Consider the following 25,622-nt stretch of genomic DNA (forward strand, 5'->3'; position numbering starts at 1 on the left):
GCTAGTGCAGGCATCGTTCAGGTACAGGGGTCTACCCTGCTAGCAGTTCCACTCTGCAACCCACTCCCTCTCATATGACGCAGGAGGCAGGAGACCAGCATGGGCGCTATCGAACCTACCGACCGCGGCACCGCCGCACCCCGCACCGAACAGTGGTACCGCTGGAGCGTCGAGCAAACCCTCGCCGACCTGCAGACCAGTACTACCGGCCTCACCCCCGACGAAGCCAAGGCGCGCCTGCTGCGCGACGGCCCGAACGCGCTGCCGAGCAAGGCCGCCGACCCGGCCTGGCTGCGCTTCGCGCGGCACTTCAACGACGTGCTCATCTACATCCTCCTGGCCGCCGCGGTCGCCACCGCGCTGATGGGCCACTGGACCGACACCCTGGTGATCCTCGCCGTCGCGGTGATCAACGCCGCCATCGGCTTCTTCCAGGAGAACAAGGCCGAGAAATCCCTCGCCGCCCTGCGCGGCATGCTCAGCAGCACCGCCCATGTGGTGCGCAACGGGCAGAAGATGGAAATCGACGCCAGCGAGCTGGTGCCCGGCGACCTCATCGCCCTGCGTCCGGGCGACAAGATTCCCGCCGACGTGCGCCTGATCGAAGTACACCACCTGCAGGTCGAGGAATCGATGCTCACCGGTGAATCGCTCACCGTGTCCAAGCAGGTCGAGGCGCTGGACGCCGAAGCCCAGCTGGCCGACCGCACCAACCTCGGTTTCTCCGGCACCAACATCAGCGCCGGCAACGCCAAGGGCGTGGTGATCGCCACCGGCGCGCACACCGAGCTGGGCAAGATCAACCGCATGATCGCCACCGTCGACGAGAACGAAACCCCGCTGTTGCGGCAGATCGCCCTGCTCGGCAAGCGCATCTTCCAGCTCATCCTCGGCATGATGGCGGCGCTCTTCGTCATCGGCTTCTTCTGGCACGACTACCCGTTCGGCGAGCTGCTGCTGTCGCTCATCAGCCTGGCCGTGGCCTCGGTGCCCGAGGGCCTGCCGGCGATCGTCTCGATCATCCTGTCCCTCGGCGTGCAGCGCATGGCGCGCAACAAGGCGATCATCCGCAAGCTGCCGACCGTGGAAACCCTGGGCGCCATGAGCGTGATCTGCTCGGACAAGACCGGCACCCTGACCATGAACGAAATGACGGTGAAGAACGTGCTCACCGCCAGCAACATCTTCGCCGTCGAAGGCCAGAGCTACGAGCCGCGTGGCCGCGTCACCCTGGCCGGCGCCACCGAGCCGGTGGTATGGGCCGAGCACGGCAACCTCGCGGCCTTCGTCCGCGCCGTCGACATCTGCAACGACGCCAGCCTGCAACGCGGCGAAGACGGCCGCTGGAGCGTGGTCGGCGGCCCCACCGAAGGCGCACTCAAGGTGCTGGCGCGCAAGGCCGAGCTGCCGCAGGCGGAAGTCGAGCGCTTCGCCAAGATCCCCTTCGACTCCGCCTACAAGTACATGGCGCGTCGCTGCGACGTGGACGGTGAGAGCCTGATCTACCTCAAGGGCGCCCCCGACGTGCTGCTGCGCATGTGCGACCGGCAACTGGGCGCCGACGGCATCCAACCGCTCGACCGCGCCTACTGGGAGCGCGAGATGGGCCACATCGCCAGCCAAGGCCTGCGCATGCTGGCCGCGGCCTACAAGCCGACACCCGGCGCCGGCCATGAGATCGACCACGATGACCTGCAGCAAGGCATGGTCTTCCTCGGCGTCGCCGGGCTGATGGACCCGCCGCGCCCCGAGGCCATCGAAGCCATCGCCATGTGCCGGCAGGCCGGCATCCAGGTGAAGATGATCACCGGCGACCACCCCGACACCGCCGTCGCCATCGCCGGCATGCTCGGCATGGGCAACGACCTGCGCGCCATGACCGGCCAGGAGCTGGAGCAAACCAGCGACGCCGACCTCAAGGCGGTGGCCATGCAGTACTCGGTGTTCGCCCGCACCAGCCCCGAGCACAAGCTGCGCCTGGTCCGCGCCCTGCAGGCCAGCGAGCAAGTCGTGGGCATGACTGGCGACGGCGTGAACGACGCCCCGGCGCTGACGCAGGCCGACGTCGGCATCGCCATGGGCATCAAGGGCACCGAGGTGACCAAGGAAGCCGCCGACATGGTGCTCACCGACGACAACTTCTCGACCATCGCCAACGCGGTGCGTGAAGGCCGCCGCGTCTACGACAACCTGAAGAAGACCGTGCTCTTCGTCCTGCCGACCAACATGGCCCAGGGCCTGCTGATCGTCATGGCGATCCTCGCCGGCGCGGTGGTGCCGCTGTCGCCGCTGCAGATCCTCTGGATGAACATGGCGACCTCCACCACCCTGTCCTTCGCCCTGGCCTTCGAGCCCGGCGAGCCGGGGATGATGAAGCGCCCGCCACGGGACGCCCGCGAGTCGATCCTCAACGGTTTCGCCGTGTGGCGCGTGCTCTTCGTCGGCGGCCTGCTGACGGCAGCGGCCTTCCTGCTGGAGTCGTGGATGGTCGCGGGCGGCCAGGACACCGACCACATCCGCACCATGATCCTGCACACCCTGGTCACGGCGCAGTGGGCCTACCTGTTCAACTGCCGCCTGCAGGACCAGTTCTCGCTGAACGCCGCCCTGCTGCGAAACGGCGCGCTGCTGACGGTGACCCTCGGCCTGATCCTGCTGCAATGCCTGGTGATCTACGTACCCTTCATGCAGACGGCCTTCCACACGGTCGCCCTGCCCTTCAGCAGCTGGCTGATCGCACTGGGCATCGGCGTGCTGGTGTTCTTCGCCGTGGAGCTGGAGAAACTGGTGATCCGCCGCTGGAAAGCGCGCGGCTGATCGACAGCCCTGCAAAGCCAAACGCCCGGGCAGTGTCCGGGCGTTTTCGTTTTCGCTGAGAGAAAGATGCGCTCCTGTAAGGCTAAGCCTCACCGAGCATCACCCATCTGACGTACTCAGGGCCTTTGATGATCTTGTCCGGCAATGGCCAGATTCGGCTGATCCGTCGCTCGATCACCATGGTGGGCATGCGCTCGCCTTGCTGGAAACGGCGAATGGTGCTGCCTTCCACGGCTATCCAGTAGTTGTCCACCCCAATGAGTTCCCAGTAGCCGCCGCGCGGGCAGGCTTTGCCGCTGTAGCATTGGGGGCGTGGCGACGGGAGGCGAACGAAGTTCGGCGATGCCGGCAACGGCCGGCCATTTGTGGGATCGAGCTGCTCGGCATTGGCCATTACATCAGACCCTTATTAATAGCTGTTCTCCCGAAAATAACCAAAATCCATATCAACCAGGTAAGCTCTTTTGTCATATGAATAACCCTGATTAAACTGGCGCAACTCGTAAAATTTTTCGCCAGAAAACAAATAAGTACGTCCAACACTCAAGAACATGAAGGTACCAGATGAAAACTTGCCACGATATACATCAATTCCATCCCTTCGCAAGTACACCACATCCTTCCCTATCCATCCAAGCACTCCACCATCGTAGCCCAAATATTTAAATTGATACTCTGGATCTTTTTTTGATGTACAGGGAAGCTCATGCCCCGGGCACTGAACCGGTACGAAATAATTAAATCTCTCAAGCTCAACATTTTCGGAGAGTTTGCCTTCCATGAAAAGCAGCCCATTACTCCTGGAAACGCTAAATACATTCCATTTATCTTCAATTCCAAATGGAAATATCACTGAAAAATCATTTGGACTGGCGCGCTCAATTTTTTTGCCCTCAAAGTAAACAGAGGCATTATCTGATGCGTAGCTCTCCAGCTGATCGCGCTGCCACCTTGGTGCTTTGGGATCATCAGTCTTTAGAGCACGAAACTTCGGGGAGTAGCTAGCTACAAATCGCAGAACATATTCTTTAGTGTAATAAACTCGATTGCGCTCCTCTACCCAACATCTGGGAGAAAACATCGCCCCTATACCGGTCATATCACCACTACTGGAGTAGCACGGAACCTCTGAACTCTCATGCAATCTCACCCAATAGATCTTTCCATCCATCAGCGCGTAATTTCTGGATATCATTTTCATATCTGGGAAGCACTTTTTCCCAAACATATTTCTTGTTGACTCCTTGCAAACCTCATCCCCCTTATACATCACATCCATTGACGCATCCCGCTCATCACAAGAGATCAATAAAGCACTCAAAACAACAAGACCAAAGAGTCTAAACCCCCTCATGGAATCCTTGCCCCTCAGCAGCATTAGCATGATTAATAAATCCATAATATCGGGTAGATTTTTTCTTTTGAGCAATCATCGATCCGCAAGCATTTACACTTTTTTGAACTGATCGTAATTGCAGGTAAAGGCCAGGTTGGCGCGAATCTGGGTGAGTGGGTCCACGGCGAGCTGCGGGGACGGCGCGGCACCGCTGCCCGCATCGCACGCAGACAGCACCATCCCCAACAGGCAGACGCCTCCCAACTTAGGCCTCACCGAGCATCACCCATCTGACGTACTCAGGGCCTTTGATGATCTTGTCCGGCAACGGCCAGATTCGGCTGATCCGTCGCTCGATCACCATGGTGGGCATGCGCTCGCCTTGCTGGAAACGGCGAATGGTGCTGCCTTCCACGGCTATCCAGTAGTTGTCCACCCCAACGAGTTCCCAGTAGCCGCCGCGCGGGCAGGCTTCGCCGCTGTCGCATTGGGGGCGCGGCGACGGGAGGCGAACGAAGTTCGGCGATGCCGGCAACGGCCGGCCATTTGTGGGATCGAGTTGTTTGGCCTTGGCCATTTCGCGGATCAACGCTTCGTCCGGCTTGGGCGGCGGCACATTGGCCTTGCGCTCCTCCAGCCATTTCAGCTTGCCGTCCCACGGCGGCAGCTTGGCCGGAGGCAGCGGGAGGATTTCGTTGATCTCGGGGACTTTGGGGGAGGCGTAGGAATACCTGGCGAGGATGCGCCAGATTTTTTCGTAACGGTCAGCCCGTTCGAGGTCTTCCTTCAGCCCAAGGTAATTCAGCGTGTCCGAAGGTGGTGGGTTACGAAAAGCGTCGCCTAACCATCCTGCGGAGGTTTCATCGCCAGCCGCAACGCCCAGTTGGAATGCCTCAACTGCCTCTTGAAAGCGCGTTTGCTCTTGAAGATCGACTCCAAGATCGCTGGCGGCCGATCTGTTGCCCTGCTCCGCAGCACAACGGTACATCTGTTGTGCAATATCGGACGCCATACTATTCGGGGCTAACTTCTCAGCCACATAAGCCTGTGCCTCGGGGCTTCCCATATCGGCAGCCTTGCGGTAGTACCGCAAGGCCATCTCCTTGTCCTGCAGCAGCCCGACTGCACCTTGCTTGAGGAAGATGGCGACGAAGGCGTAACCGGCGGCGACTTTCGCATCGATGAGTTCCTGCGTAAGGCGCATATGTTCGGCGCTGCGCAGCTTGAACCGCCCCTGCATAGAACCGTTCTGCAGGTTGATATTGGCCTTGGCATGTCCATGTTCGGCGGCGATGCGGTAGAGCCGTTCCACCTGCGCATCCACGGCGGGGTCTTCCTTCAGCAAGTTGTTCTTCTGCAGCCAGCGGGCGTACTTGAACAGCTTGTCGCTGTCCGCCGTCGGCTCGGGGAATTGCTCATGCTTGCAGGTAAAGGCCAAGTTGGCGCGAATCTGGGTGAGTGGGTCCACGGCGAGCTGCGGGGACGGCGCGGCACCGCTGCCCGCATCACAGGCAGACAGCGCCACTGCCAACAGCCAGACACCTCCCGACTTAAGCCTCACCGAGCATCACCCATCTGACGTACTCAGGGCCTTTGATGACCTTGTCCGGCAATGGCCAGATTCGGCTGATCCGTCGCTCGATCACCACGGTGGGCATGCGCTCGCCCTGCTGGAAACGGCGAATGGTGCTGCCTTCCACGGCTATCCAGTAGTTGTCCACCCCAACGAGTTCCCAGTAGCCGCCGCGCGGGCAGGCTTCGCTGCTGTTGCATTGGGGGCGTGGCGACGGGAGGCGAACGAAGTTCGGCGATGCCGGCAAGGGCCGGCCGTTTGTGGGATCGAGTTGCTTGGCCTTGGCCATCTCGCGGATCAGCGCTTCGTCCGGCTTGGGTGGCGGCACATTGGCCTTGCGCTCCTCCAACCATTTGAGCTTGCCGTCCCATGGCGGCAGCTTGGCCGGGGGAAGCGGGAGGATTTCGTTGATCTCGGGGACTTTGGGGGAGGCGTAGGAGTAGTTGGCGAGAATGCGCCAAATTTTTTTGTAGCGATCAGCCCGCTCGAGGTCCTCCTTCAGGCCGAGGTAATTCAGCGTGTCCGAAGGCGGCGGACCACGAAAAGCATCGTCCAGCCATCCCGCTGACGTTTCATCCCCCGCTGCCACTCCGAGCTGGAAAGCCTCCACTGCTTCTTGAAAACGCTTTCGCTCTTGAAGATCGACTCCAAGATCACTGGCGGCCGATCTATTGCCCTGCTCCGCAGCACAGCGGTACATCTGCCTTGCAATATCCGGAGCCATGCCACTGGGGGCTAGTTTGTCGGCCACATACGCCTGTGCCTCGGGACTTCCCATATCGGCAGCCTTGCGGTAGTACCGCAGCGCCATCTCCTTGTCCTGCTGCAGCCCGACTGCGCCTTGTTCTAGGAAGATAGCTACCAAGGCGTATCCGGCGGCGACCTTGGCGTCTATCAACTCCTGCGTCAGGCGCATATGTTCGGCACTGCGTAACTTGAACCGGCCCTCCATGGAACCGTTCTGCAGGTTGATATTGGCCTTGGCATGTCCATGTTCGACGGCAATGCGGTAGAGCCTTTCAACCTGCACATCCACTACTGGGTCCTCCTTGAGCAAGTTGTTCTTCTGCAGCCACCGGGCGTACTTGAACAGCTTGTCGCTGTCCGCCGTGGGCGCGGGAAACTCCTCGTGCTTGCAGGTGAAGGCCAGGTTGGCGCGAATCTGGATGAGTGGGTCCACGGCGATTTCCTTTTCCGGGGTAGGCAGGGCGCTGCCGGAATCACAGGCAGCGAGCAATAGGCAGGCAAGTACTAGAAGGCGGCGCATCAATCCTTGTTCTCCAACTTCTTCTTGCCGTAATAGAACTCGACCAACGGGGCGTAAGGGAGCATCGGTACGTCCATGTTTTGACGCTTTTTGTTCTTTTTGATGATTTTCTCCCAAGCCTTGAACGCCTCCGCCGGATCATCCTGAGCCCCCTCACCAGCCGTATGCAGTTCCCACAAACGCCGACGCATGGCCTGAGTCACGCTGGCCCGTTCGTGGGCGATGTTCAGTTCGCTGTCCACCTGCATGCTGCGGGTGTTGATGTTGGCGGAGCCGTGGGTGGTGAAGACGTCGTTGACGATCATCAACTTGGAGTGGATGTACACCGGCATCCAGGCGCCGGGCGGGGAGTCCTTGGAGATCAGCGAGCAGACGTGGACTTTCAGGCCGGGACGGCTCTCTGGGCGATTGACCGGGTTGCTTTTGATGGCCGCGATTTCCGCTTTGAGAATTTGCTGGCGTTCGCGCTCGGCTTCGACGTCCTGCTGCTGGGCTTCGTGAGCCTTCCCCGCCAGCTCGGTAGCGCCCAGGGTGTCAGCAAGCGAGGTCGCCGCTTCCAACGCCTTGCGTTCCAGATTCTCGTGCCAGGTCGGCTCCAGTTCGGCGGCACGCTTCCTGGCTTCTTCGATGCGGCGCAGTTTGGTGAGTTCTGGAATGGTGTCCTCGCGGCCCAGGCGTTCGAGCATGCGTTGGGTGTTCACCGTGCCCTTGCCGATGCCGTCGTCGATGACGTTGGTGATCACGAATAGGTGCAATGCGCCGTGCTCGCCGGGGTCGCGACCCGCGCGTGTCTGCGCCTCGGCCGCCGCGAGGATGGCGTCGGCCAAGGGCGGCCAGCGGAAGTACTGGTTCTCGATGTAGATGAACTGGGTGGCGTTGTTGACGGCCTGCAGGTAGAGCTTTTCGATATCGCGCTTGCCCTCCTGGGCCTGGGTGCGCAGCAGTTGGGCCATGATCGGCTCGTCTTCCTGGCCCAGTTGCAGCTGCTGGGCGATAGCCTGGGCATTGCGCGCAACGAACAGGTCTTCTCCGGTTTCCCGGCGCCAGGCGCTGGCGAAGTTATGGTGCAGGTGGGCCAGGATCGGGCCGGTGATGCGGCTGGAAATGTCCTGGCGCGGCAGGCTACCCGTTGGACCGCGGTTGGGTGCGGGACGGTCGTAGACCCCACGGTTCAGTGCGGTGTGGGCATCGGTGTCCCAGTACTCGTCGAGCATGTTGTGGCCCATGACGAAGCCGACGGCGCGCTCGGGCACTTCGTAATCGACCAGAACGGTCTTCTGGTGGTGGGTGGCGGCAGCGGCCAGCAAGCCAAGCGTCGGTAGGCTGAGGTCGGGGTCGAGGCTATGCAGTGCGGCCTGATAGGCAATTTCGGTCCGCTGGAGGGTATCGAAGCCACGGCTGACAAAGACCGGGCAAGGCTTGATCCAGTTCGCTGCCTGGTTGTCCTTGGCCGAACATTCGAAGAACCATTTACGGTCGAAGGCGTATTGCGTTTCGGTAGCGGTCTGACCCGCGCGGTCCCTGATCCGGAACCCTCCCTTACCCGGCAAGTTGGCTTCGCCGGCGGCGCCGGCCGAGTTGAAGGGATACTCCCAGCCCAGGATGCGCACACGAACACCCTCCTTGGCCTTGCTCATCAGCAGCTCGCCAATGCACGGCGCCTTGCCGTCGCGGATGAAATACATCGACGGCTGGAAGCCCCAGCAGATGATGTCGACGGTTTTCGTCGCCCGGGCGATGGCCTCGTGCACGGCGCGGAAGGCTTCCTCGCCATTGATCAGCGGCTTGTAGGTGGCCGGGCGCGGGCGGTATTCGCTGTTGATCACGAACCAGGGCGCCGTGCACATCGCTTCGTTGGTGTGCTGCAGTGCCAGCGGTACCACGATCTCGCGTTGGGTCATTGCTTCGCTCCTGTTCTTCTGGCGATTTCTTCGAGCAGCCAGGCGTAGTCGTTGCGGTGGTCGGTATGCGCGGCGAGTGGGCCAATTTCGCCGTCGTCGCTGGGCGCCGGGTGGTTATGCAGGCCGCGATTGGCCAACTGGCCTTGCTCAGGGTTGCGGTAGTCGGTGGGGACCGGCACCTGGTAACGGATGCCATTGGCCAGTTCCACGCTGTACTGCCGGGTGACGACCTGGTGCTCGAGGGTCAGGTGGCCGCTGTCATCCAGCACGCCTTTCTGCAGCGGAGCACCGTCGACGTAGAGGGTGTAGGGCATGCCGGCCCAGCTTCCCTGCGGGGCGTTCGGGGTTTGCGGGAGGCGGAGTTTTACGCGCTGCGCGGACTGCAGCTTCGGGTAGTCCGGGTGTGTAGCGTCCATGCTGGCCTTGGTCTTCACGTAGTCGAAATGCGAAGACTTGATCCGGTGGTCGCCCTGGGTGCCGTACTCGATGCTGAAGCGGTCGAGGGTGACGTAGCTGCCGCCGGCGTTGAGGACGATCCTTTTCTTCGCCGTGATCTGGATTCCACCTTCGGTGCACGTGATCTCCAGGCCGTGGCGGGCAAGCACCTGCATGGCATCGTTCTGCGCCTGGATCTGCACCGCGCCCTGGTTGGCGATCAGCTTCATGCCCAGCTTGCGCACGAACAGGCTCAGGCCCTGGCCGACGCCAATGAATAGGCGTTTCACCACGCTCATGTCAGCATTCGCGCCGGCGTTGAGCATCAGGTTCTGCTGAGCCGCCAGTTGCAGGTGCTGGCCGCTGGCGAGGGCGATGCCCTGTGGGGCGCTGAGCAAGGCGACCGCTGCTTTGAGCTGATCCAGCTGATCGCGCACCAGGGTTATCTGCGCTTGCACATCGGCCGGATCGGCGTTGGCGTTCTGCGCATCGGCGGACAGCTTTTGCATCTCGTCGCCGGCCTGTTGCAGGCGCTCGATGGTGCTAGCCATTTCCAGCACCTGGCCCTGCGCCCGTGGCTGTTCATCAGCCGTGATGAACAGCCCCTTGCCGGCCCGAATGGCGCCATGGCCATCGGTGCGCAGCTCGAAGCCGGCGCCACGCGGATTGGGGTTCGGCCGCTGGCCATCGACCATGTGCCCGAGGCTCAGCTGGCTCTTGCCGCTGTGCTCGGTACTGAGCTTGACGTGCTCTTTTCCGCGCTCGTCGTCCATCCGCAGCTTGTTGTTGGCTGGCGTGCGCAGGACGTTGCGCTTGTAGTTGTAGAGAGTGACGTGGTCGGGGTTGCGGCTGTCGTGCAAGGCGTGGGCGATGTAGGGGCGATCCGGGTCGCCCTGTTCGAAGGCCACCGCCACTTCGGTGCCGGCCAGCAGCGGCAGGTGCAGACCGTGGGTGTCGCCGGCGTAGGGACGGGCCAGGCGCAGCCACATGCTTTCCTGACCGGCGGGCCAGGCGTCGCGGTCGAAGAGGAAGTTGACCTTGTAGCGGCCCTCTTTATCGATGTGGCCATAGGGGTCGTTCTTGCGCGTGCTGGTCACGCGGGCCAGAACGGTGCCGGCGATGCTCGGCTTCCTGGGCAGCGGCGGGCGGAAGCTGTAGTGGTCGGCGTCGGGGATCGCTTCGAAGGTGACTTCGTAGCTGCTGTCGCGGGCGGCCTTGCAGGTCAGACTGACAATCAGCGCGCCCTTTTCGAAGGCCTGCGGCGCGCCGCCGTCGATCTTTAGCACCTGGCCGGGAGTCAGGGTCGCGCTGCTGCTGGTGCCGCTCAGGCGGGTCTGCTGGTTGAGGTAACGCTCGTGGGCCAGGCGCGCGTGGAAGAAGCTTTCGTCGCTGCGGTGCTCGTGGTCGAAGGCGAAGGCGTCCCCGGGTTTGGTGTAGGGCTCGGCGTAGTGGTAGGCCTCGCCATAGGTGGTTTTCGCGCCGCGAGTGAGGTCGACTTCGGCATCGAGATCGGCCCAGGCCTCGCGGGGGTTGTAGCTGCGGGCGAAGATGCTGGCTTCCACCACTTCGTGGCTCGCTTGCAGGTTCCACACGCTGTCGGCGGCGTTGCTCTGCAAGCCCGACTGCGGGCGCAGCGGCAGGCTGTGGCCGTACTCGTACTGCTGCCGCGAGTCGCCGATCTCCATTACCTCGATGCCCAGGCGCTCGTCGGTGGTGATGCGGTAGTAGAGGCCACTCTCGGCGAGGATGCGCTGGACGAATGCCAAGTCGCTCTCGCCGTACTGCATCACCTGTTCGCGACGCGGATACTCCCGGCTCAGGGTGAAAAGGAAATCCTGTCCGCGCCAGTTGTGAGGTGCCGCTCGCAGGACCTGCTCGACGATCTCCGGCACGCTCAGGTTCTGGTAGATGCGGTACTGCACGCCGCGCTCGAGCAGGGCCAGGCGCGGCTGCAGGCGCACTTCGTAGCGGGCTTCGTCACGCGAGCCGGACAGGCGTTTGAAGGCGGTGATCACGCCATTCAGCGTGCGCAGCGGCAGAACCGACTGGGGGTTGAAGCTGAACTTCGGCGAGGGGTCGGGCGCCGCGTACAAGCTGAAGCTGGCGCGCTGGCCGAGCATGGCGTCGGCGGCGATATCGCCAACGCTGCTGGTGAATTCGATGTGGTAGCTGAACGGTTGGCTCAGCCCTTCTTCGCCGGTGAAGGCGAGGACGTCGAGGGGAGCGTCGCAATCGCTGACACTGAGCTTGTGGCGGGAATGGTCGAAGAACGGACGGATGTGATCGAGCACGAACGGAGCCTCCTTTGCGATGCCGCAGCCGAGGCAGAAATCCGTGGATCAGTCGGGCCAGGGCTCTACCTCGAGCCTCTCGCGGCAGTGCCTCGCCGCGTTGGAGGCAGGAGTTAAAGCGCCGGTCTGCAACAATTCAATGCAAAGCCGCAGGCTTATTGTCGATTCGGAAAAGTCCCACGAACTACCACATCCGATCCCTACAGGCCTGGGCAAAGAGGCGAAAGCGAATTTGCCGAAAGGCACGAGAGACGAAGCTGAGCACGACAGATGGGATGCAGCGATACCCAGGTTGCAGAATCCGCCCCGCGCTGCCGAGTCAACACGCACGGCCCTCCACAGGCTGGGGATCGGAGACCCGGGCGATGGGTCAGGCGAAGCGGCGCATAACCGCGAACGGTTATACGCCCTTGCGATCCGGGATAGTCACACCAGTAGCAACGCCAACCCGCCCGCCGCCAGCGCGAGCAGGAACACCAGGCTCTGCACGCCGGCCCGGCGTTCGGCCAGGACGAAGGCATAGACGCCCTTGGCCAAGTTGTTGCTCGCCGCCGCTATGACGATGGCGGCGCTGGCCACTGGCAGCGGCGTGAGGCTGTCGGCCGACTGGGTCATGCCCATGATGAAGGGGTCGACGTCGGTGACGCCCATCAGCGTCGCCAGGCTGTACACGCCGGCGTGCCCGAGGTGTTCGACCACCAGCCGGGTCGCCACCAGCATGCCGACGAAGAGCGCGGCGAAGAGCAGCGCGGCGCTGATTTCCAGCGGGTTCTTCGGCTCCATCGGGGCCATGCCCGATGCGGCTTCGACCTCGCCGCGGCGCGACCACAGCCAACCCGCCAGCACCGCGATGCAACCCAGCACCACGAAGGGCAGCGACAAACGCATCATCAGCGCACGGTTGAACAGCGCCAGCAACGCGGCCAGGCGCAGGTACATCATCCCGCTGGCGACCAGGATGCCCCCGGCATAGAGATGGGCCTGGCCGGATTCGCGCGAGCGCCGGGCAAGCACCACCGTGGTCACGGTCGATGAATAGGCGCCGCCGACCAGCGCCGAGAACAGCACGCTGCCCTGCGCCTTGGTCAGCCGCTGCAGCACGTAGCTGCCGTAGGAAACGGCGCTGACCGCCACCACCACCAGCCAGGCCTTGAACGGATTGATCTGGAACTCGGTCAGCGCCTGGTTCGGCAGCAGTGGCAGGATCACCGCCGAGAGCAGGAGGAACTTGGCGAAGGTGAGGATATCGGTGGTCTCGATGCGCTGGGCCAGGTTCTCCAGCTGTGCCTTGAGCTCCAGCAGGATCACGCTCGACACCGTCAGCGCCGTGGCCAGCCAGTACATCTCGTGGAAGATCAGCGCGCCCACCAGGTAGGTGGCCAGCCCCGACATCTCGCCGGCCACGCCCGCGTTGCCGGACACCGCCAGGCGGTGCCAGTAGGCCATCAGCAGGAAGGCCGCCACCACCGCGAACCCCGCCGCCTGCGGCAGCAGTTCGCCGCGGGACAGCACCGCGATGCAGTAGCCGATCAGCCCGATCAGCGGAAAGGTGCGCACGCCGCCGAAGGCGTACTGCTCATCGCTGATCTTGCGCTCCTCACGCTCAAGGCCGATGAGGAAGGACAGGAACAGCACGAAGAGGACGCGGGTGGCATCCGGTGGCAGCCAGGTGAACAGGTCCATGCGGCATCCCGAAGAGGTCTGTCGAATCAACTATAGGTCGGCGGCCGAGGTGCTCCGTCCGGTGATCAGCATTCGGCCCCAGGCGGAGGTATTGCGCCTTGCTCTGCGTCAATCCCGCCGCCGCCCGCCAGCGGGAGGGGCTGCTAGGCTGACACGGGTTCCCATCCAGGAGTTCGTCCCGTCATGAAGACCCTCACCTTCCTCCGTTGCGCAGCGCTGGGCCTTAGCCTGGCGTCCCTGGCTTCGCTCCCGGCCCACGCGGCCAACGCCCTGAGCGGAATTACCGGCAACCTGCCGATCGGCTCGCTGACTTCCAGCAGCGCCGGCAATGCCGCCGGTGTCCTGGAGTTCTGCGTGAAGAACAACTACCTGAACGCCGACGCCGCCTCCTCGGTGAAGAGCGCGCTGATGAAGAAGGTGCCCGGCGCGTCCTCCGGTGCCGACAGCGGCTACAGCGACGGTGCCAAGGGCATCCTGCACAGCCCCGGCGGAAAGACGCTCGACCTCAGCGGCAGCAGCCTGAAGGACAAGGCCACCAAGCAGGTCTGCGAGAAGATTCTCAGCCAGGGCAAGTCGCTGATCTGATTCGCAGACGGCGCCGCGAACAGCGCTTTCCCTAGCGGACCAGCCGCTGCACCTGACTTCGATGGATTTCTTGTTCTGCATCAATTCGGCGCGCCAGGGCTCCCCTCCAATGGAAACAAGCTGCCTGTCGCTTCCAGGTAGCGCCGGCGAACCCTCCAAGGAGCTCCATCATGCTCAACTGGCTGCTGGTCTTCGTTCCCCTGTCCATCGCCCTGGAGTACCTGGCGCCCGCCCACTACCTGCTGGTCTTCGTCAGCGCGGCCCTGGCCATCCTGCCCCTGGCCGGCTGGCTGGGGCGGGCCACCGAACAGCTGGCCGCGCACCTGGGCGAAAGCGTCGGTGGCCTGCTCAACGCCACCTTCGGCAACGCCACCGAGCTGATCATCGGCATCGCCGCGCTGCAGGCCGGGCTCTATGACGTGGTCAAGGCGTCGATCGCCGGCTCCATCATCGGCAACATCCTGCTGGTCATGGGTTGCGCCATGCTCATGGGCGGCCTGAAGCACCATGAACAGCACTTCAACGAGATTGGCGCGCGCTCGCAATCGACCCTGCTCACCCTGGCGGCCATCGCCCTGGTGCTGCCGGCGGCCTACAAGGCTTCCACTGTGACCAAAGTGGAATCCGGCTCGCACTACCTGAGCCTGTCCATCGCCGTGGTCCTGTTGGTGGTCTACGCCCTCTTCCTGTTCTATTCACTGGTCACCCACAAGCAGCAGTTCAGCAGCGAGGAGGCGGAAAGCCACGAGGAAGGCGCCGCGCCCTGGTCGGTCGGCAAGGCGCTGCTGGTGCTGGGCGTGTCCACCGTGCTGGTGGCCTGGGTGAGCGAGATCCTGATCGGCGCCATCGAGCCGAGCACCCATGCGCTGGGCCTGAACAACATTTTCGTCGGCGTCTTCGTGGTCGCCATCCTCGGCAACGCCGCCGAGCACGCCAGCGCCATTTCCGCGGCGATGAAGAACCGCATGGACCTGTCGCTGTCCATCGCCATCGGTTCCAGCGTGCAGGTCGCCCTGTTCGTCGCCCCGACCCTGGTCCTGGCCAGCCTGCTGGTCGGCCCGGCCGCCATGGACCTGGCCTTCCCGCCGGGCCTGGTGCTGTCGGTGCTGCTGGCGGTGCTGATCACCGGCGAGGTCGCCGATGACGGCCGCTCCGACTGGTTCAAGGGCGTGCAGCTGCTGGCCGTCTACCTGGCGCTGGGGCTGGCGTACCTGTTCTTCGCCGCCTCGCCAGCCGCCTGAGTCCTCGGGCGAAGCCCTCAGCGAAACTCGGCGTAGGGCTTGAGCGGGTTGACCGGCAGCGGCAGGTTGCCCTGCCAGGGGTCGAAGCTGTAGCGCAGGTAGAGCAGCACGCGGTTCGGCGCGTAGTCCTTGCTGCGCTGCGCGGTGAAGCCGCCGCCCAGCACCCAGTGATCGTCGACACGCCGCTCGGCCAGGGCCTGGGCCAGGTAGCCGACGCCGTTGTTGTCGTCGCCGCCGCGTATCTGCTCGATGTTGCTGGAGGTCAGCGGGCCGTACTGGGCGAGGATGTCGTCGTTCACCGAACTCACCGGGAAGGCCCGCTCATCGTCGCTGTGCGCCCAGGAGTAGCTCATCGAGCCTTCGAGGTACACCGACCAGTCGGCATCGCGCCAGGCGTAGCTCACCGGCACGCCGAACGACAGGTAGCGCTGCGGGCTGTAGTAGCCGCCCTGGCCGAGGGTGTAGCCGCTGAGGTTGCGCTGGTAGTGCCAGGCCATGAGGCTGGCGCCGACGCGCAGCTGCTCGTCCACGCGGTTGACCAGCCGGTAGTAGTAGCCGCCCATGGCGCGGGCGCGGGTGTTGTCCTCGACGTTGTGGCCGCGCAGCCAGTGGTAGCCCAGGCTTGCCCAGAGGCCGTCGTCGCCGCCCTGGTCGCGGCTAAGCCCGAGGGTCGCGCCGTTGGCGGTGACGCCGCCCCAGTCGATGCCGGTGCGCGGGTCCTTCACACCGGCGTAGGACAGCAGCGAGTTGTTCATCGGCCGCCGCGAGGCGGTCAGCGACCAGCCGGTGCCGAGGGTCTTGCCGCTGTAGGTGATGCCGCCCAGCCAGTTCTGCTCCTCGAAGCCCAGCGGCGAGGTGCCGAGGTCGGCGCTCAGGCGCTCGTCCTGCCAGCCCAGCGCCAGGCCCGTGCCATCCGCGCTCTCCGAACCGCCCGGGCAGCCGGTGGGAATCGGCCCCGCTGCCGTCGATCCCCGGAACGAACAGCTGCCGAAGGCCTCGCGGTGCAGGCCGTCGGCATCGGTGTCGAAGTTCGCCGTGCGCAGCGCGACCTGCTCGACGCGAGCGAAGCCCCTGCCCTCGCCCACCGGCATCTCGGCATGCACCATGGTCGTCGAGGTGGTCAGGTCGGAGATGCCCGAGGCGCCGGAGTTGTCGCGCCAGCCGTAGTCCTGATGGATCGTCACCGTGGGGCTCTTCCACTGGTACAGCCGGTCGACATCGCTGCGCAGGCTGCGCTTGAGCCAGTCGTCGTCATCCTTGGCGCGGCTGGCGGTGGTCAGCGCGATGTCGTCGCGCGGGCTGGCCTGCTCGGCGCTCAACAGGCCGGCATCGCGCATGCCCAGGGCGTAGTAGTCCAGCGCCTGCTCGGCGTTGCTGCGCGGCTGCAGCTGGGCCAGGTCGCGGTAGAGCAAGGCATCGGGCTTGTGCTGCTCCTTGGCGAGGGCCGCCAGTTGGGTCGCTGCCCGCTCCCGTTCGCCGACCGCGGCCCAGGTGTTGGCCAGGCGCCGGCGGGCGTCGAGTTGGCTGTCGTCGAGGCGTGGCGGATTGGACAGCAACTGCTGACGCGCGGCATCGGTTTCGCCGCGAGCGATCTGCGCCTCGATGCGGCCCAGGCGCGCGTCACCGTCGTCCGGCTGCAGGGCGAGGATGCGCGCGTAGTAGCCGTCGGCGGCGTCCAGGTCCTGGCGCTGGCGGGCCCAGCCGGTCAGTTGGCGCAGGTCGTCGAGCTTCTGCCGGGGATCGTCGGTGGCGGCGATGCGCCGTTCCAGCAAAGCTTCGGCGCCCTGGGTATCGCCATTGGCGTAGAGCGTGCGTGCGTGTTCCAGATCGACCTGCCGCTGCAGGCGCTGCTGCAGCTGACGCATGCCGTTGTTCCAGGCGCTTGGCGGCACGCGCTGCAAGCTGTCCAGGCCGGCCTGGTAGCGGCCGCTGGATTCCAGATAGAGACCCTGGGCGAAGCGCGCCTGCGGGTCGTCGCCCCGACGCGCCACCAGATCAGCGAACACCGCGTCGGCGTCGGCGGTACGGCCCTGCATGCGCAACGCCCGGGCCAGATCGGCAGCCAGCCAGGGATCGTTCGGCGCGCGCTCGCGGGCCTGGCGCAGCAGGCTGGCGGCGGTCGGCCAGTCCTGCCGGTCCAGCGCCTGTTTCGATTCCGCGCGCAGGCGCTCGAGCTGCGGATCGCCTCCGCCGCCCTTGCTGCCGCCGGATGCGCCGCCGATGGCCTGGCGCTGCTTGGCCGGCAGCGTGGCGAGGAAGCTGGCGTAACGCTGCGGCGACTGGCCCTGGTAGACGCGCGCCAGGCCACGGGTGGCGCCGTCGTTGCCCGGTTGCAGACGCAGCGCTTGCTGGTAGTAGGTTTCCGCCTGGGCGCGCTGGCCGCGCGCCAGGGCCACGTTGCCCAGGCCGAGCACTGCCTGGGGCTCTTTCGGGTCCTGCTGCGCGGCCTGCTGGTAGGCCTGTTGCGCGTCGTCGTATTTACGCGCCGCGAGGGCCTGTTTGCCGCGCTGCAGCAGTAGCCAGTACTCGGTGGAGGCCAGCAGGTCATGCCACTTGCTGAGGATGTAGGTGTCCTGCTCCTCGGCCACCGCCTGCTTCAGCCAGCCGACGGCTTCCTCGCGCTTGCCCTGGCGGGCCAGCGCCAGGCCCAGGTAGCCCTTGAGCGTGGCGTCCTTCGGGTAGCCGGCCAGGCCCTGGCGCAGCTTGGCTTCGGCCTGGGCCGGGCTCTTGCGCTCGACCAGCAGGCGGATGCCCTCCTGGCCGGCGCGCCAGGCCGCATCGCCAGTGAGCTTCTGCTGCTCGGCGAGGATGTCCCGCGCCTGGGCCGCGTGGCTGTCGCCGGGGTAGCGTTCGAGGTAGTCCTGCCAGGCCTTCACGCTGGCATCGCTGGTCTTCTGCCGGCTCAGGTAGGCGTACTCCAGATCGGCGGCGAGCCCACGCGACTGGCTCTGCCCGGACATGCGCCGCAGCACCGCCAGCGCCTCGTCGTTGCGTTTGGCGCGGAACAGCTGCTCGGCCAGCAGCTGCTGCAACTCGGGGCTGCCGGGGTACTGCGCGTCGAGCTTCTGCAGGTGCTCGATGCTGGTCGGCAACTGCTCGGGCAGGCGGCTGCGGATGCGCCAGTACTCCAGGGCCAGTTCCAGCGACGGCGGCTCGCCCTTGCCGAAGGCCGCCTCGTAGGTCTTCAGCGCCTCGTCGAAGCGGCCGGCGGCGGCATACAGGCGCATCTGCTGCAGGGACTTCTCGCCTTCGCCGCTGTTCATCTCCAGCAGGCGCGCCATCTGCTTTTCCTGGGGGCTGCCCGGGGCGATGCGCTGCAGGTCGCCGTAGAGCGCGCGGGCGCGGTCGATCTCGTGGACGCGCAGGGCCTGGCGGATCGACGCGGTGAGTGCGTCGAGGTTGTCCGGTTCGAGCAGGCGCAGACGCGCCAGCGAATCCTCCACCAGCGACTCGCGGTGGGTCGCCTCGCCCAGGCGAATCTGCTGCATCAGCCATTCGCGCTGTTCACTGCGGTTGGCCGGCTGGGCCAGCAAGGTCGCCGGCAGCATGCCCAGCAACAGGCAGGTGGTCAGTGTGCGCATGCGGCATCCCAGCGAATCATCAGTCTTCCCTTCTCGTCGAAACGGTAGCGCTGCGCATCCCAGCCCTGGCCGAACAGCCCCAGCACCCGGTTGTAGTAACCGCTGGGCGGGGTCTGCGCCAGGCGCTGGCGCTGCGCCTTCAATCCTTGGGTTTCACCCAGCGCGGCGAGCAGCGGCAGCAAGGCCGCGGAGAAGCCTACCGGCCCCTTGCCCTCGCCCTTGCCGCTGACGATGTCGACCTTCTCCGGCGGCAGGCCCGCCGCCAGGGTCAGTGCGGCCATCGGCCGGTAGCGCTGCAGCAGTTCCGCGCGGCCCGGTGCTGCCGGGGCGAGCATGCCGAGCCAGAGGTAGACGCGGATGGCGTCGTAGCTGCCGCGCGTGCCGGTGTCCGGGTCGCTGGCGACCCGACTGTCGTTCGTCCACAGCAGCCAGTCCGGGGCCAGGCCGTGGGGCGCGCTTTGCAGCAGCAGCGTCCGGCTGTTGCTCGCCAGATCGGTCCAGATCGGCGCCACTTCGCCGAAGCGGTCCAGCAGCTGCGGCGGCAGGTAGCTGGTGTTGAGCCGCGTGCCCTTGGCGCCGACGAAGCCACGGTCCCCCGGCAGCAGCATCAGGCCCAGGCCGGGCAACGGTCGCATTGTCTGCGCGGCGACGCGCCAGAGGATCTGCTCGGCCAACACGCGGTACTCGCCCACCGCCCACAGGCGGCTCGCTTCGAGCAAGGCGTAGGCCAGCCAGAGGTCGGCGTCGCTGGCGTTGTTGTCGTCCAGCACGCGCCAGGCGCCCTTGGCGTCGCGCCCCCATTTCCAGGCCGGCAGGCGTTTGCGCAGGTCGCCGCCGGCGAGGTTGTTCTCGGTCCAGCCGAGCAACTGGCGGAAGGCTTCGCGGTCGTTGCCGACCAGGGCGAAGAACAGCCCGTAGGCCTGCCCTTCGGAGGTGGTGATGCCGCCCTGGTAGGGGTCGATGACGCGGCCGTCGTCCTTTACCAGCTCGACCTTGAAGGCGTCCCAGTCGGCCCAGCAGGACGCCGACGCCACAGGCGCCAGCGCCCAGAGTCCGAAAGCGAGCAGCAGCGCACGCATGCTCAGACCCGCAACCGCCGCCGCGCCACCCAGGCCAGCAGGCGCCAGGCCACGATGCCCAGCAGCAGCATGCTCAGCGCCGCGCCGAAGGCGAGCAGCACCGGGTAGTGCGAAAGGTGGAACCACAGCAGCATCCACCACGGCAGGTGGCCGATGTAGTAGGTGTCGCCGACGTAGTGGCTGCTCACCCCGCTGCTGCGGATCAGGCTCACCGAGCCGTAGACGAAGTCATTGAGCCGGCCCTGGTCGGTCAGGGTCGCGCGCAGCAGCTTGTAGTCGGCGTCGTCGCTGGCGAGCAGCGCGACAATGCTGCGCTGGCCGTGGAACGGCGACTGCAGCCCGGTGATCGCGGCGATGGGCGCGCGCGCCTGCACCTCCACCTGGCTGACCGGCACGCTTCGCCCGCTCTCGCGCAGGCGCTGCGAGCTGGGCACGTCGGCCGGCCAGGGCGAGCGCGCCTGGCGCAGCCAGTCGCCGGAGCGGCCGAGCAGCAGGTTGAGTTCGCGGCCGCTGCGCAGGTCGTCGGGCAGCGGGCCGAGCAACAACAGGTCGGCGTCTACCTTGGCCGCGCCGGCCCAGTCGTCGGACAGGCGCAGGCCCAGCGCCGGGTAGCCGATGCGCGAGGCCATGCCGCCGACCAGGTCGAGCAGCGTGCCCACCTGCATCTCGTTGGGCTTCTGCGGCACCAGCAGCAGGGTCTGCGAAAGATCGGCCAGGCGGCTGAAGGGGAAGGCGCTGCGGGCGAAGGCCGCGAGGTTCGGCATCGCCATGTAGTGGTAGTAGCCGGACAGGTCGATGTTCGAGTTCTCGTCGATGGCCGCGCGCACGTCCGGCGGCAGGTAGGTCTGGCACTGGCCGTTCTGCGCGTTGCCGATGCGGCTGGCGAAGCTGAAGTCGTAGCGCAGGCGGTTGCGGTCGCCGACCTTCAGCGCCGGCACCAGGGTCTTCTCCGAGAGCGTCGAAGTGTCGCCCGGAGTGACCTGCGCGCGCAGGCTCTGCAGGGTGCCGCCGAAGCCGTCGGAGCCGGGCAGCGGGACGCTGTCGATGAAGTGGTCGTTGAGGCTGATGGTCAGCCGCGATTCGTCGGTCACCACCGGCGGCGTGTAGCGGTACAGGGTGCGCAGCGGGATGCCCTGGTTGCGCCAGACGAACAGGTCCGGCGGCAGGTTCAGCGACAGCTCGATGGGCGCCGGGCGCAAGCCCGTGGCCTGCAGCTGGCCGGGGTAGTCGAGCAGCTCGGCGAGGCGCACCGGGCGGTCGGTGCGCACCCAGTTGGGCGCGTCGTAGGGCACCCGCGGTTTCAGCTCGCGCACCTGCTCCACCGCCACCCGCGAACCACGGAACAGATCGGTGCCCACGGCCAGCGCCGAGGCGGCCTTGATCAGGTCGTCGTCGTTGCGCCCGAGCACCAGCAGCACCTTGCCGAAGCGGTTGTCGGGGTGGCTGATCTGCTGGATCACCGGCCCTGCGACATCGGGGAAGCGCTCCTTGTCGGCGAGGAACGAGGGCCGCTTGTCATTGGTGGCGAAGACGATGCTCGGCACCGGCTGCAGGTCGGTCTGCGCCGGCAGCTGGTCGAACAGCACCGGGAAGGTCGCCATGCGCCACTTGGCCAGGCCGCCGAAGTAGGACGCGAGTATGGCCGCGGCCTTCTGCTCGCCCAGGCTGGGGCTGGCGGCGAAGACGAAGGGCACGCTGAGCTTGTCGGTGTCGCGCGCATCGAAGTACGGCAGCGGGAAGTAGGCCAGGTCGTTGTCGGTGACCAGCGCCTGCTCGTTGACGATGATCCGGCTCTTGCGGCTGACGTTGAGCCACAGCGAGCTGTGCGCCGGGTCTTCGCAGATGTCGGTGTAGTGGCCGACGAACTCCAGGCGCACGCGGTTGAAGTCCTGCACCAGGTGCGGGTCGAGCTTGAGCTTGAAGTCGCGCTGCTGGCCGACGTCGTCCTCGCTGACCGGCACCACGCCCATCAGCTCGTCGTTGAGGTAGACCCGCAGGTGCGACAGGCGCGGCACCAGCGCCGGCGACGGGGTGAACTGCAGGTCCAGCTCGACGTCGGTGGCCAGGCGGTCGCGGCGCAGGCCGAACTCGATCTGGTCGCTGTTGCGCACGCCCAGCAGCAGGCTGTCGCTGCCACGCCCGAGGTTCTCGAAGGTCTGGCTGCGCAGCCAGTGCGGCACCTGCGGCGCCGCTTCCGTGGCCGCCTGCGCAGGTTCGGGAGTCGGTTCCTGGGCCGCCTGCGCAAGGGAGCCGGCGGCGCCCAGCAGCAGGGCCAGGACCAGGGGAGTCAGGCGCGAAGGCTTCATGTCGTGCTCTTCCGTAAGTCGGGTGAAAGGGGGCGCGGCAGCCGCGGGCGGAAGCTGAGCAGCCAGCGTCCGGCCAGGGCCAGCGGGCGGAACGGCAGGCGCAGCCAGGCCGGGGCGTACTCGACCACCCGGTAGTAGCCGAGCACGCCGAGCGCCAGGACATCGACGAAACTGCGCAGCGGTCGGTCCGGCACGTGGCTGTCACGCCAGCCCAGCCAGTTGTCGGCGCGGGCGAAGGTGCATTGCACGTAGTCGATGCGCTGCTGCTGGTCGAGGCCGGCGAGGCTGATGCCGAGGTTGCGGCCCTGGGTGCGGATGACCCGCCCGGGGAAGGCGAATTCGCGGTCGGCGCGCTCCAGCAGCAGGGTCACTTCGCTGTCCAGCGGCAGCTCCCGCGCTTCGTGCAGCTCCAGGCCGACGCCGCCGTCGGAGTAATCGCAGAGCGAGCCGGGGAACAGGTGGCCGTCGGCCAGGCGCACAGCCGCTGGCAGCTTCACCGGCACCCGGTGGAAACGCCGCACCTGGCGCGCTTCCGCCGCCACCGCCAGGGCCGCGCCGATCAGCAGCAGGTTGTAGAGCACCCACAGCGAGCTGACCACCACGGTGCCGTATTCGTCGGCCGGCCCATAGGCGAAGCGCCAGGCGGCAAAACCCAGGCCGACGAAGTTGAGCGCGGCCAGCACCAGGTAGGGCTTGGCCACCTGCCAGTCGAGGCGGTCGGCGTCGGTCTGCCCGCCCTTCAAGGTGACGTTGAAGGCGCCGCGCTTCGGCGAGATGAGCGCGGCCAGGGTCGGCCGCGCGATGTACCAGGCCAGCACCGATTCGTAGACCTCGCCCCAGAACGTCTGCCGGTACGGCCCCTGGATACGCGAGTTGACCAGGCTGGCATGGACCATGTGCGGCAGCACGTAGAGCAGCAGGAGCACCGCCGGCGCGTAGATCACGTAGGCATGCAGATAGAGGAAGGCCAGCGGTGCGGTGAGGAACACCAGGCGCGGCAAACCGGAGAGGAAGTGCAGCATGGCGTTGGCGTAGCAGATGCGCTGGAACAGCGTCAGGCCCTTGCCCAGCAGCGGGTTGTCGGTGCGGAAGATCTGCACCATGCCGCGCGCCCAGCGGATGCGCTGGCGCACGTGGGCGGCCAGGCTGTCGGTGGCCAGGCCCGCCGCCAGCGGGATGCGGATGTACGCCGAGTTCCAGCCGGCGCGGTGCAGGCGCAGCGCGGTGTGGGCGTCCTCGGTGACGGTCTGGGTGGCGAAGCCGCCGATGTCGTCCAGCGCGGCACGGCGCAACACGGCGCAGGAGCCGCAGAAGAAGGTGGCATTCCACAGGTCGTTGCCGTCCTGGATCAGCCCGTAGAACAGCTCGCCCTCGTTGGGCTTGCGGCGGAAGGAACCGAGGTTGTGCTCGAAGGGATCGGGCGAGAAGAAGTGGTGCGGCGTCTGCACCAGGGCCATCTTCGGGTCGGCGAGGAACCAGCCGACGGTCATCTGCAGGAAGGCGCGCACCGGGATGTGGTCGCAGTCGAACACCGCCACCAGCTCGCCATGCATGCGCGCCAGGGCGTGGTTCAGGTTGCCGGCCTTGGCGCCCTTGTTGTCGCGGCGATCGATGTAGCCGATGCCGACCTCGGCGGCGAAGCGCTTGAAGCTCTCGCGGGCGCCGTCGTCGAGCAGGTGGATGCGCAGCTTGTCGCGCGGCCAGTCGAGTCCGAGCGCGGCCATCACCGTGGTGCGCACCACCGACAGGTCCTCGTTGTAGGTGGGGATCACCAGGTCGACGCTGGGCCACAGCCGCTCGTCCTCGGGCAGCTGCGCGAGCTGCCGGCGCAACGGCCAGATGCTCTGCACGAAGCTGAGGATCAGCACCAGCCAGGAGTAGGTCTCGGCCAGCAGCAGGGTCACGCCGAGCAGCAGGTCGACACCGTTGGTCCAGTTCAGCGTCGAGGTGTAGCGCCACCATAGGTAGCGGCAGGAAATGGTGATCGACAGGATGATCAGCATCAGCGTGGGGAAGCGCCCGGGCATGTAGCGCATCAGCATGGCCAGGGCCCAGAGGGTCAGGACGAAGGTCAGCTGCGCCTGAAGGTCGAAGGGCGAGGTCACGCAGAGCACCGCCATGAGCAGGCCGAGCACGCCGAGGGTCCAGTAGAACAACCGCTGCACGGTCGCCCCGCCGGCCTTTAGCTGGCGCTGGGTCTGCGCCAGCGCTTCGCTGCGGTCGATGCGCCGGGGCAGCGCGCGCAGCAGCCGCACCAGGCGCAAACGCAGGGCGCGGATTTGTGCGAAAAGCCATGCCACGCCACGCCGCAGACGGCCCGGTGTGAGGCTACGAGCACCCGCAGGCGCCGGGTGCGGTCTGCGCACCAGCAGCAGCCAGAGGGTCTGGATCACTCCGCGCAGCGGGTCGCCGAGGCTCGGCTGCTTTTCCGCCAGTTGCGGGTAGAAATGCTGGCGATGGTGCAGGATGCGCTGCCAGGCCGGCGCCTCCAGGCGCAGCAGCAGCCAGCACAGCAGCACGCCGCCGCTGAGCACGGCGGCGGCCGGCACGCTGGCGCCGCGCTGCCGGTAGTCGCGGTAGCTGCCCAGGCGCGCCGGATTCATCGTTGTGCCCCCCACTGCGCCATGCACCAGGTCGCCAGGCTGCGTACGTCCTGCGCGGCGAGCGAGTCGCCGGCGTAGTAGCCCAGCGGGCTTTTCCAGGCCAGGGCGCCGGCCATGGCCTCGTCGCGGTGGACCACCTGCGGCACCAGGCGGCCTTCCAGGCGCTCGCGCCAGAGCAGCAGCAGGTCGCGCTGCAACTGGCTGAGCGGATCGAAACGGTTGATCAGCAGCGGCGCCTCGCCCGCGCCTTCGACGTGCAACACGGCATGGCAGGCGGCATCGGCCTCGATCACTCGAAGACGCGCCACACCATCGCCCAGGTCGGGCGCGGCCAGGGTCACGCCGGGCACTTCCGGCGGCAGGTCGAGCAGCACCCAGTCGAAGCGCCGTTGCAATTGCTGCAGGCGTTGCGCCCAGGGCACGTCAGCAGGTGCGCCCGTCTCCGGCCTGCCGTGGGGCAGCAGGTAGAGTTCGCCGACCACCTGCAACAGCGCATCGCTCCAGCTCCCCTCGCCCCTCCGCTCGCTGCGCGCCCAGCCCTCGACGGACTCCAGCGGCAGGTTGCAGTGCAGGCGCAGCAGGTCGCGCGGGCAGAGGTCGAGCAGCAGCACGCGCTGCCCCATCGCCTGCAGGGCGAAGCCGAGCCCGGCCACCAGCGAGGTGGTGCCGACGCCGCCGCGGATGCCGCTGAGCGCGAGTACGGTCATGCGTTCTCCGTGCGTGGGTCGAAGGTCGCCGGGTCCGGACCGAGGCTGCCGGCCACCCCTTCGCTTTCCGCGAGCAGCGGCCAGCGCCGGCAGATTTCGTGCAGCTCGGCCTGGCGGCTGATGTCGTGGTAGCGCATCCCTTCGTCGCCCAGGTGCTCCTTGAGGCGGGCGATGTCGTCGCTGTGCTGCGGGTGCTCGTCGTTTTCCATCGGGTTCC

The 25,622-nt window shown here is 66.0% G+C and carries 16 protein-coding genes; 3 read left to right on the forward strand and 13 right to left on the reverse strand.

The features are described from left to right. Window positions 1–99 precede the first annotated feature (99 nt). Window positions 100–2,817 (forward strand): cation-transporting P-type ATPase, encoded by a 2,718-nt coding sequence (locus ACA097_RS00930; protein WP_371367855.1) that lies wholly within the window; start codon window positions 100–102, stop codon window positions 2,815–2,817. An 82-nt stretch (window positions 2,818–2,899) separates the two neighbouring features. On the opposite strand, the gene ACA097_RS00935 is transcribed toward ACA097_RS00930, so the two are convergent. The 7 genes from ACA097_RS00935 to ACA097_RS00965 all read right to left on the reverse strand — a co-directional run bounded on the left by ACA097_RS00935 (window position 2,900) and on the right by ACA097_RS00965 (window position 13,303). After that, window positions 2,900–3,211: a hypothetical protein gene (locus ACA097_RS00935; RefSeq protein WP_371367857.1), complete on the reverse strand. Its 312-nt coding sequence runs from the start codon at window positions 3,209–3,211 to the stop codon at window positions 2,900–2,902. 15 nt (window positions 3,212–3,226) lie between these two features. Further along, a complete protein-coding gene (locus tag ACA097_RS00940; RefSeq protein WP_371367859.1) occupies window positions 3,227–4,201 on the reverse strand; it encodes a hypothetical protein in 975 nt (324 codons plus the stop codon). Window positions 4,202–4,418: 217 nt separating this feature from the next. Then, window positions 4,419–5,678: a DUF6396 domain-containing protein gene (locus ACA097_RS00945; RefSeq protein ID WP_371370589.1), complete on the reverse strand. Its 1,260-nt coding sequence runs from the start codon at window positions 5,676–5,678 to the stop codon at window positions 4,419–4,421. Between the two features lie 25 nt (window positions 5,679–5,703). Beyond that, window positions 5,704–6,906 (reverse strand): DUF6396 domain-containing protein, encoded by a 1,203-nt coding sequence (locus ACA097_RS00950; protein WP_371367861.1) that lies wholly within the window; start codon window positions 6,904–6,906, stop codon window positions 5,704–5,706. An 86-nt stretch (window positions 6,907–6,992) separates the two neighbouring features. Then, a complete protein-coding gene (locus ACA097_RS00955; protein ID WP_371367863.1) occupies window positions 6,993–8,894 on the reverse strand; it encodes a phosphatidylserine/phosphatidylglycerophosphate/cardiolipin synthase family protein in 1,902 nt (633 codons plus the stop codon). Then, a complete protein-coding gene (locus ACA097_RS00960; RefSeq protein ID WP_371367865.1) occupies window positions 8,891–11,620 on the reverse strand; it encodes a type VI secretion system Vgr family protein in 2,730 nt (909 codons plus the stop codon). The genes ACA097_RS00955 and ACA097_RS00960 overlap by 4 nt, the downstream gene beginning before the upstream one ends. 426 nt (window positions 11,621–12,046) lie before the next feature. Continuing rightward, window positions 12,047–13,303 carry an MgtC/SapB family protein gene (locus tag ACA097_RS00965; protein WP_371367867.1) on the reverse strand — a complete coding sequence of 419 codons (1,257 nt, stop codon included), beginning with the start codon at window positions 13,301–13,303 and terminating at the stop codon, window positions 12,047–12,049. 183 nt (window positions 13,304–13,486) lie between these two features. Here ACA097_RS00965 and ACA097_RS00970 point away from each other — a divergent pair, with 183 nt between their 5' ends. Then, window positions 13,487–13,888 (forward strand): DUF2501 domain-containing protein, encoded by a 402-nt coding sequence (locus ACA097_RS00970; protein ID WP_371367869.1) that lies wholly within the window; start codon window positions 13,487–13,489, stop codon window positions 13,886–13,888. 170 nt (window positions 13,889–14,058) lie between these two features. Further along, the gene (cax, locus tag ACA097_RS00975; protein WP_371367872.1) at window positions 14,059–15,129 is read left to right on the forward strand and encodes a calcium/proton exchanger; all 1,071 of its coding nucleotides are present in this window, start codon (window positions 14,059–14,061) and stop codon (window positions 15,127–15,129) included. A gap of 17 nt (window positions 15,130–15,146) precedes the next feature. On the opposite strand, the gene bcsC is transcribed toward cax, so the two are convergent. From bcsC to bcsR, 6 genes are read right to left on the reverse strand one after another with little or no spacing between them, the layout of a single operon-like run. Beyond that, window positions 15,147–18,710: a cellulose synthase complex outer membrane protein BcsC gene (bcsC, locus tag ACA097_RS00980; RefSeq protein ID WP_371367874.1), complete on the reverse strand. Its 3,564-nt coding sequence runs from the start codon at window positions 18,708–18,710 to the stop codon at window positions 15,147–15,149. Further along, on the reverse strand, window positions 18,698–19,789 hold the full coding sequence (gene bcsZ / locus ACA097_RS00985; protein ID WP_371367877.1) for a cellulose synthase complex periplasmic endoglucanase BcsZ: 1,092 nt from the start codon (window positions 19,787–19,789) through the stop codon (window positions 18,698–18,700). The genes bcsC and bcsZ overlap by 13 nt, the downstream gene beginning before the upstream one ends. 2 nt (window positions 19,790–19,791) lie before the next feature. Continuing rightward, on the reverse strand, window positions 19,792–22,095 hold the full coding sequence (bcsB, locus tag ACA097_RS00990) for a cellulose biosynthesis cyclic di-GMP-binding regulatory protein BcsB (RefSeq protein WP_371367879.1): 2,304 nt from the start codon (window positions 22,093–22,095) through the stop codon (window positions 19,792–19,794). Beyond that, window positions 22,092–24,698 (reverse strand): UDP-forming cellulose synthase catalytic subunit, encoded by a 2,607-nt coding sequence (bcsA, locus tag ACA097_RS00995; protein ID WP_371367881.1) that lies wholly within the window; start codon window positions 24,696–24,698, stop codon window positions 22,092–22,094. The genes bcsB and bcsA overlap by 4 nt, the downstream gene beginning before the upstream one ends. Beyond that, window positions 24,695–25,405, reverse strand: a complete 711-nt coding sequence (bcsQ, locus tag ACA097_RS01000; protein ID WP_371367883.1) for a cellulose biosynthesis protein BcsQ — start codon at window positions 25,403–25,405, stop codon at window positions 24,695–24,697. Before bcsQ ends, bcsA begins: the two co-directional genes overlap by 4 nt. After that, on the reverse strand, window positions 25,402–25,614 hold the full coding sequence (gene bcsR, locus ACA097_RS01005) for a cellulose biosynthesis protein BcsR (protein WP_371367885.1): 213 nt from the start codon (window positions 25,612–25,614) through the stop codon (window positions 25,402–25,404). The genes bcsQ and bcsR overlap by 4 nt, the downstream gene beginning before the upstream one ends. Window positions 25,615–25,622 lie beyond the last annotated feature (8 nt).

Source organism: Pseudomonas sp. QL9, assembly GCF_041409665.1.
Classification (GTDB): Bacteria; Pseudomonadota; Gammaproteobacteria; order Pseudomonadales; family Pseudomonadaceae; genus Pseudomonas; species Pseudomonas knackmussii.

Coding starts and splice junctions, on each gene's coding strand:
- bcsQ (WP_371367883.1), bottom strand. CDS start 25,405: ATGACCGTACTCGCGCTCAGCGGCATCCGCGGCGGCGTCGGCACCACC.
- bcsR (WP_371367885.1), bottom strand. CDS start 25,614: ATGGAAAACGACGAGCACCCGCAGCACAGCGACGACATCGCCCGCCTC.
- ACA097_RS00940 (WP_371367859.1), bottom strand. CDS start 4,201: ATGCTAATGCTGCTGAGGGGCAAGGATTCCATGAGGGGGTTTAGACTC.
- ACA097_RS00935 (WP_371367857.1), bottom strand. CDS start 3,211: ATGGCCAATGCCGAGCAGCTCGATCCCACAAATGGCCGGCCGTTGCCG.
- cax (WP_371367872.1), top strand. CDS start 14,059: ATGCTCAACTGGCTGCTGGTCTTCGTTCCCCTGTCCATCGCCCTGGAG.
- bcsC (WP_371367874.1), bottom strand. CDS start 18,710: ATGCGCACACTGACCACCTGCCTGTTGCTGGGCATGCTGCCGGCGACC.
- ACA097_RS00970 (WP_371367869.1), top strand. CDS start 13,487: ATGAAGACCCTCACCTTCCTCCGTTGCGCAGCGCTGGGCCTTAGCCTG.
- ACA097_RS00955 (WP_371367863.1), bottom strand. CDS start 8,894: ATGACCCAACGCGAGATCGTGGTACCGCTGGCACTGCAGCACACCAAC.
- bcsA (WP_371367881.1), bottom strand. CDS start 24,698: ATGAATCCGGCGCGCCTGGGCAGCTACCGCGACTACCGGCAGCGCGGC.
- bcsB (WP_371367879.1), bottom strand. CDS start 22,095: ATGAAGCCTTCGCGCCTGACTCCCCTGGTCCTGGCCCTGCTGCTGGGC.
- ACA097_RS00965 (WP_371367867.1), bottom strand. CDS start 13,303: ATGGACCTGTTCACCTGGCTGCCACCGGATGCCACCCGCGTCCTCTTC.
- ACA097_RS00930 (WP_371367855.1), top strand. CDS start 100: ATGGGCGCTATCGAACCTACCGACCGCGGCACCGCCGCACCCCGCACC.
- bcsZ (WP_371367877.1), bottom strand. CDS start 19,789: ATGCGTGCGCTGCTGCTCGCTTTCGGACTCTGGGCGCTGGCGCCTGTG.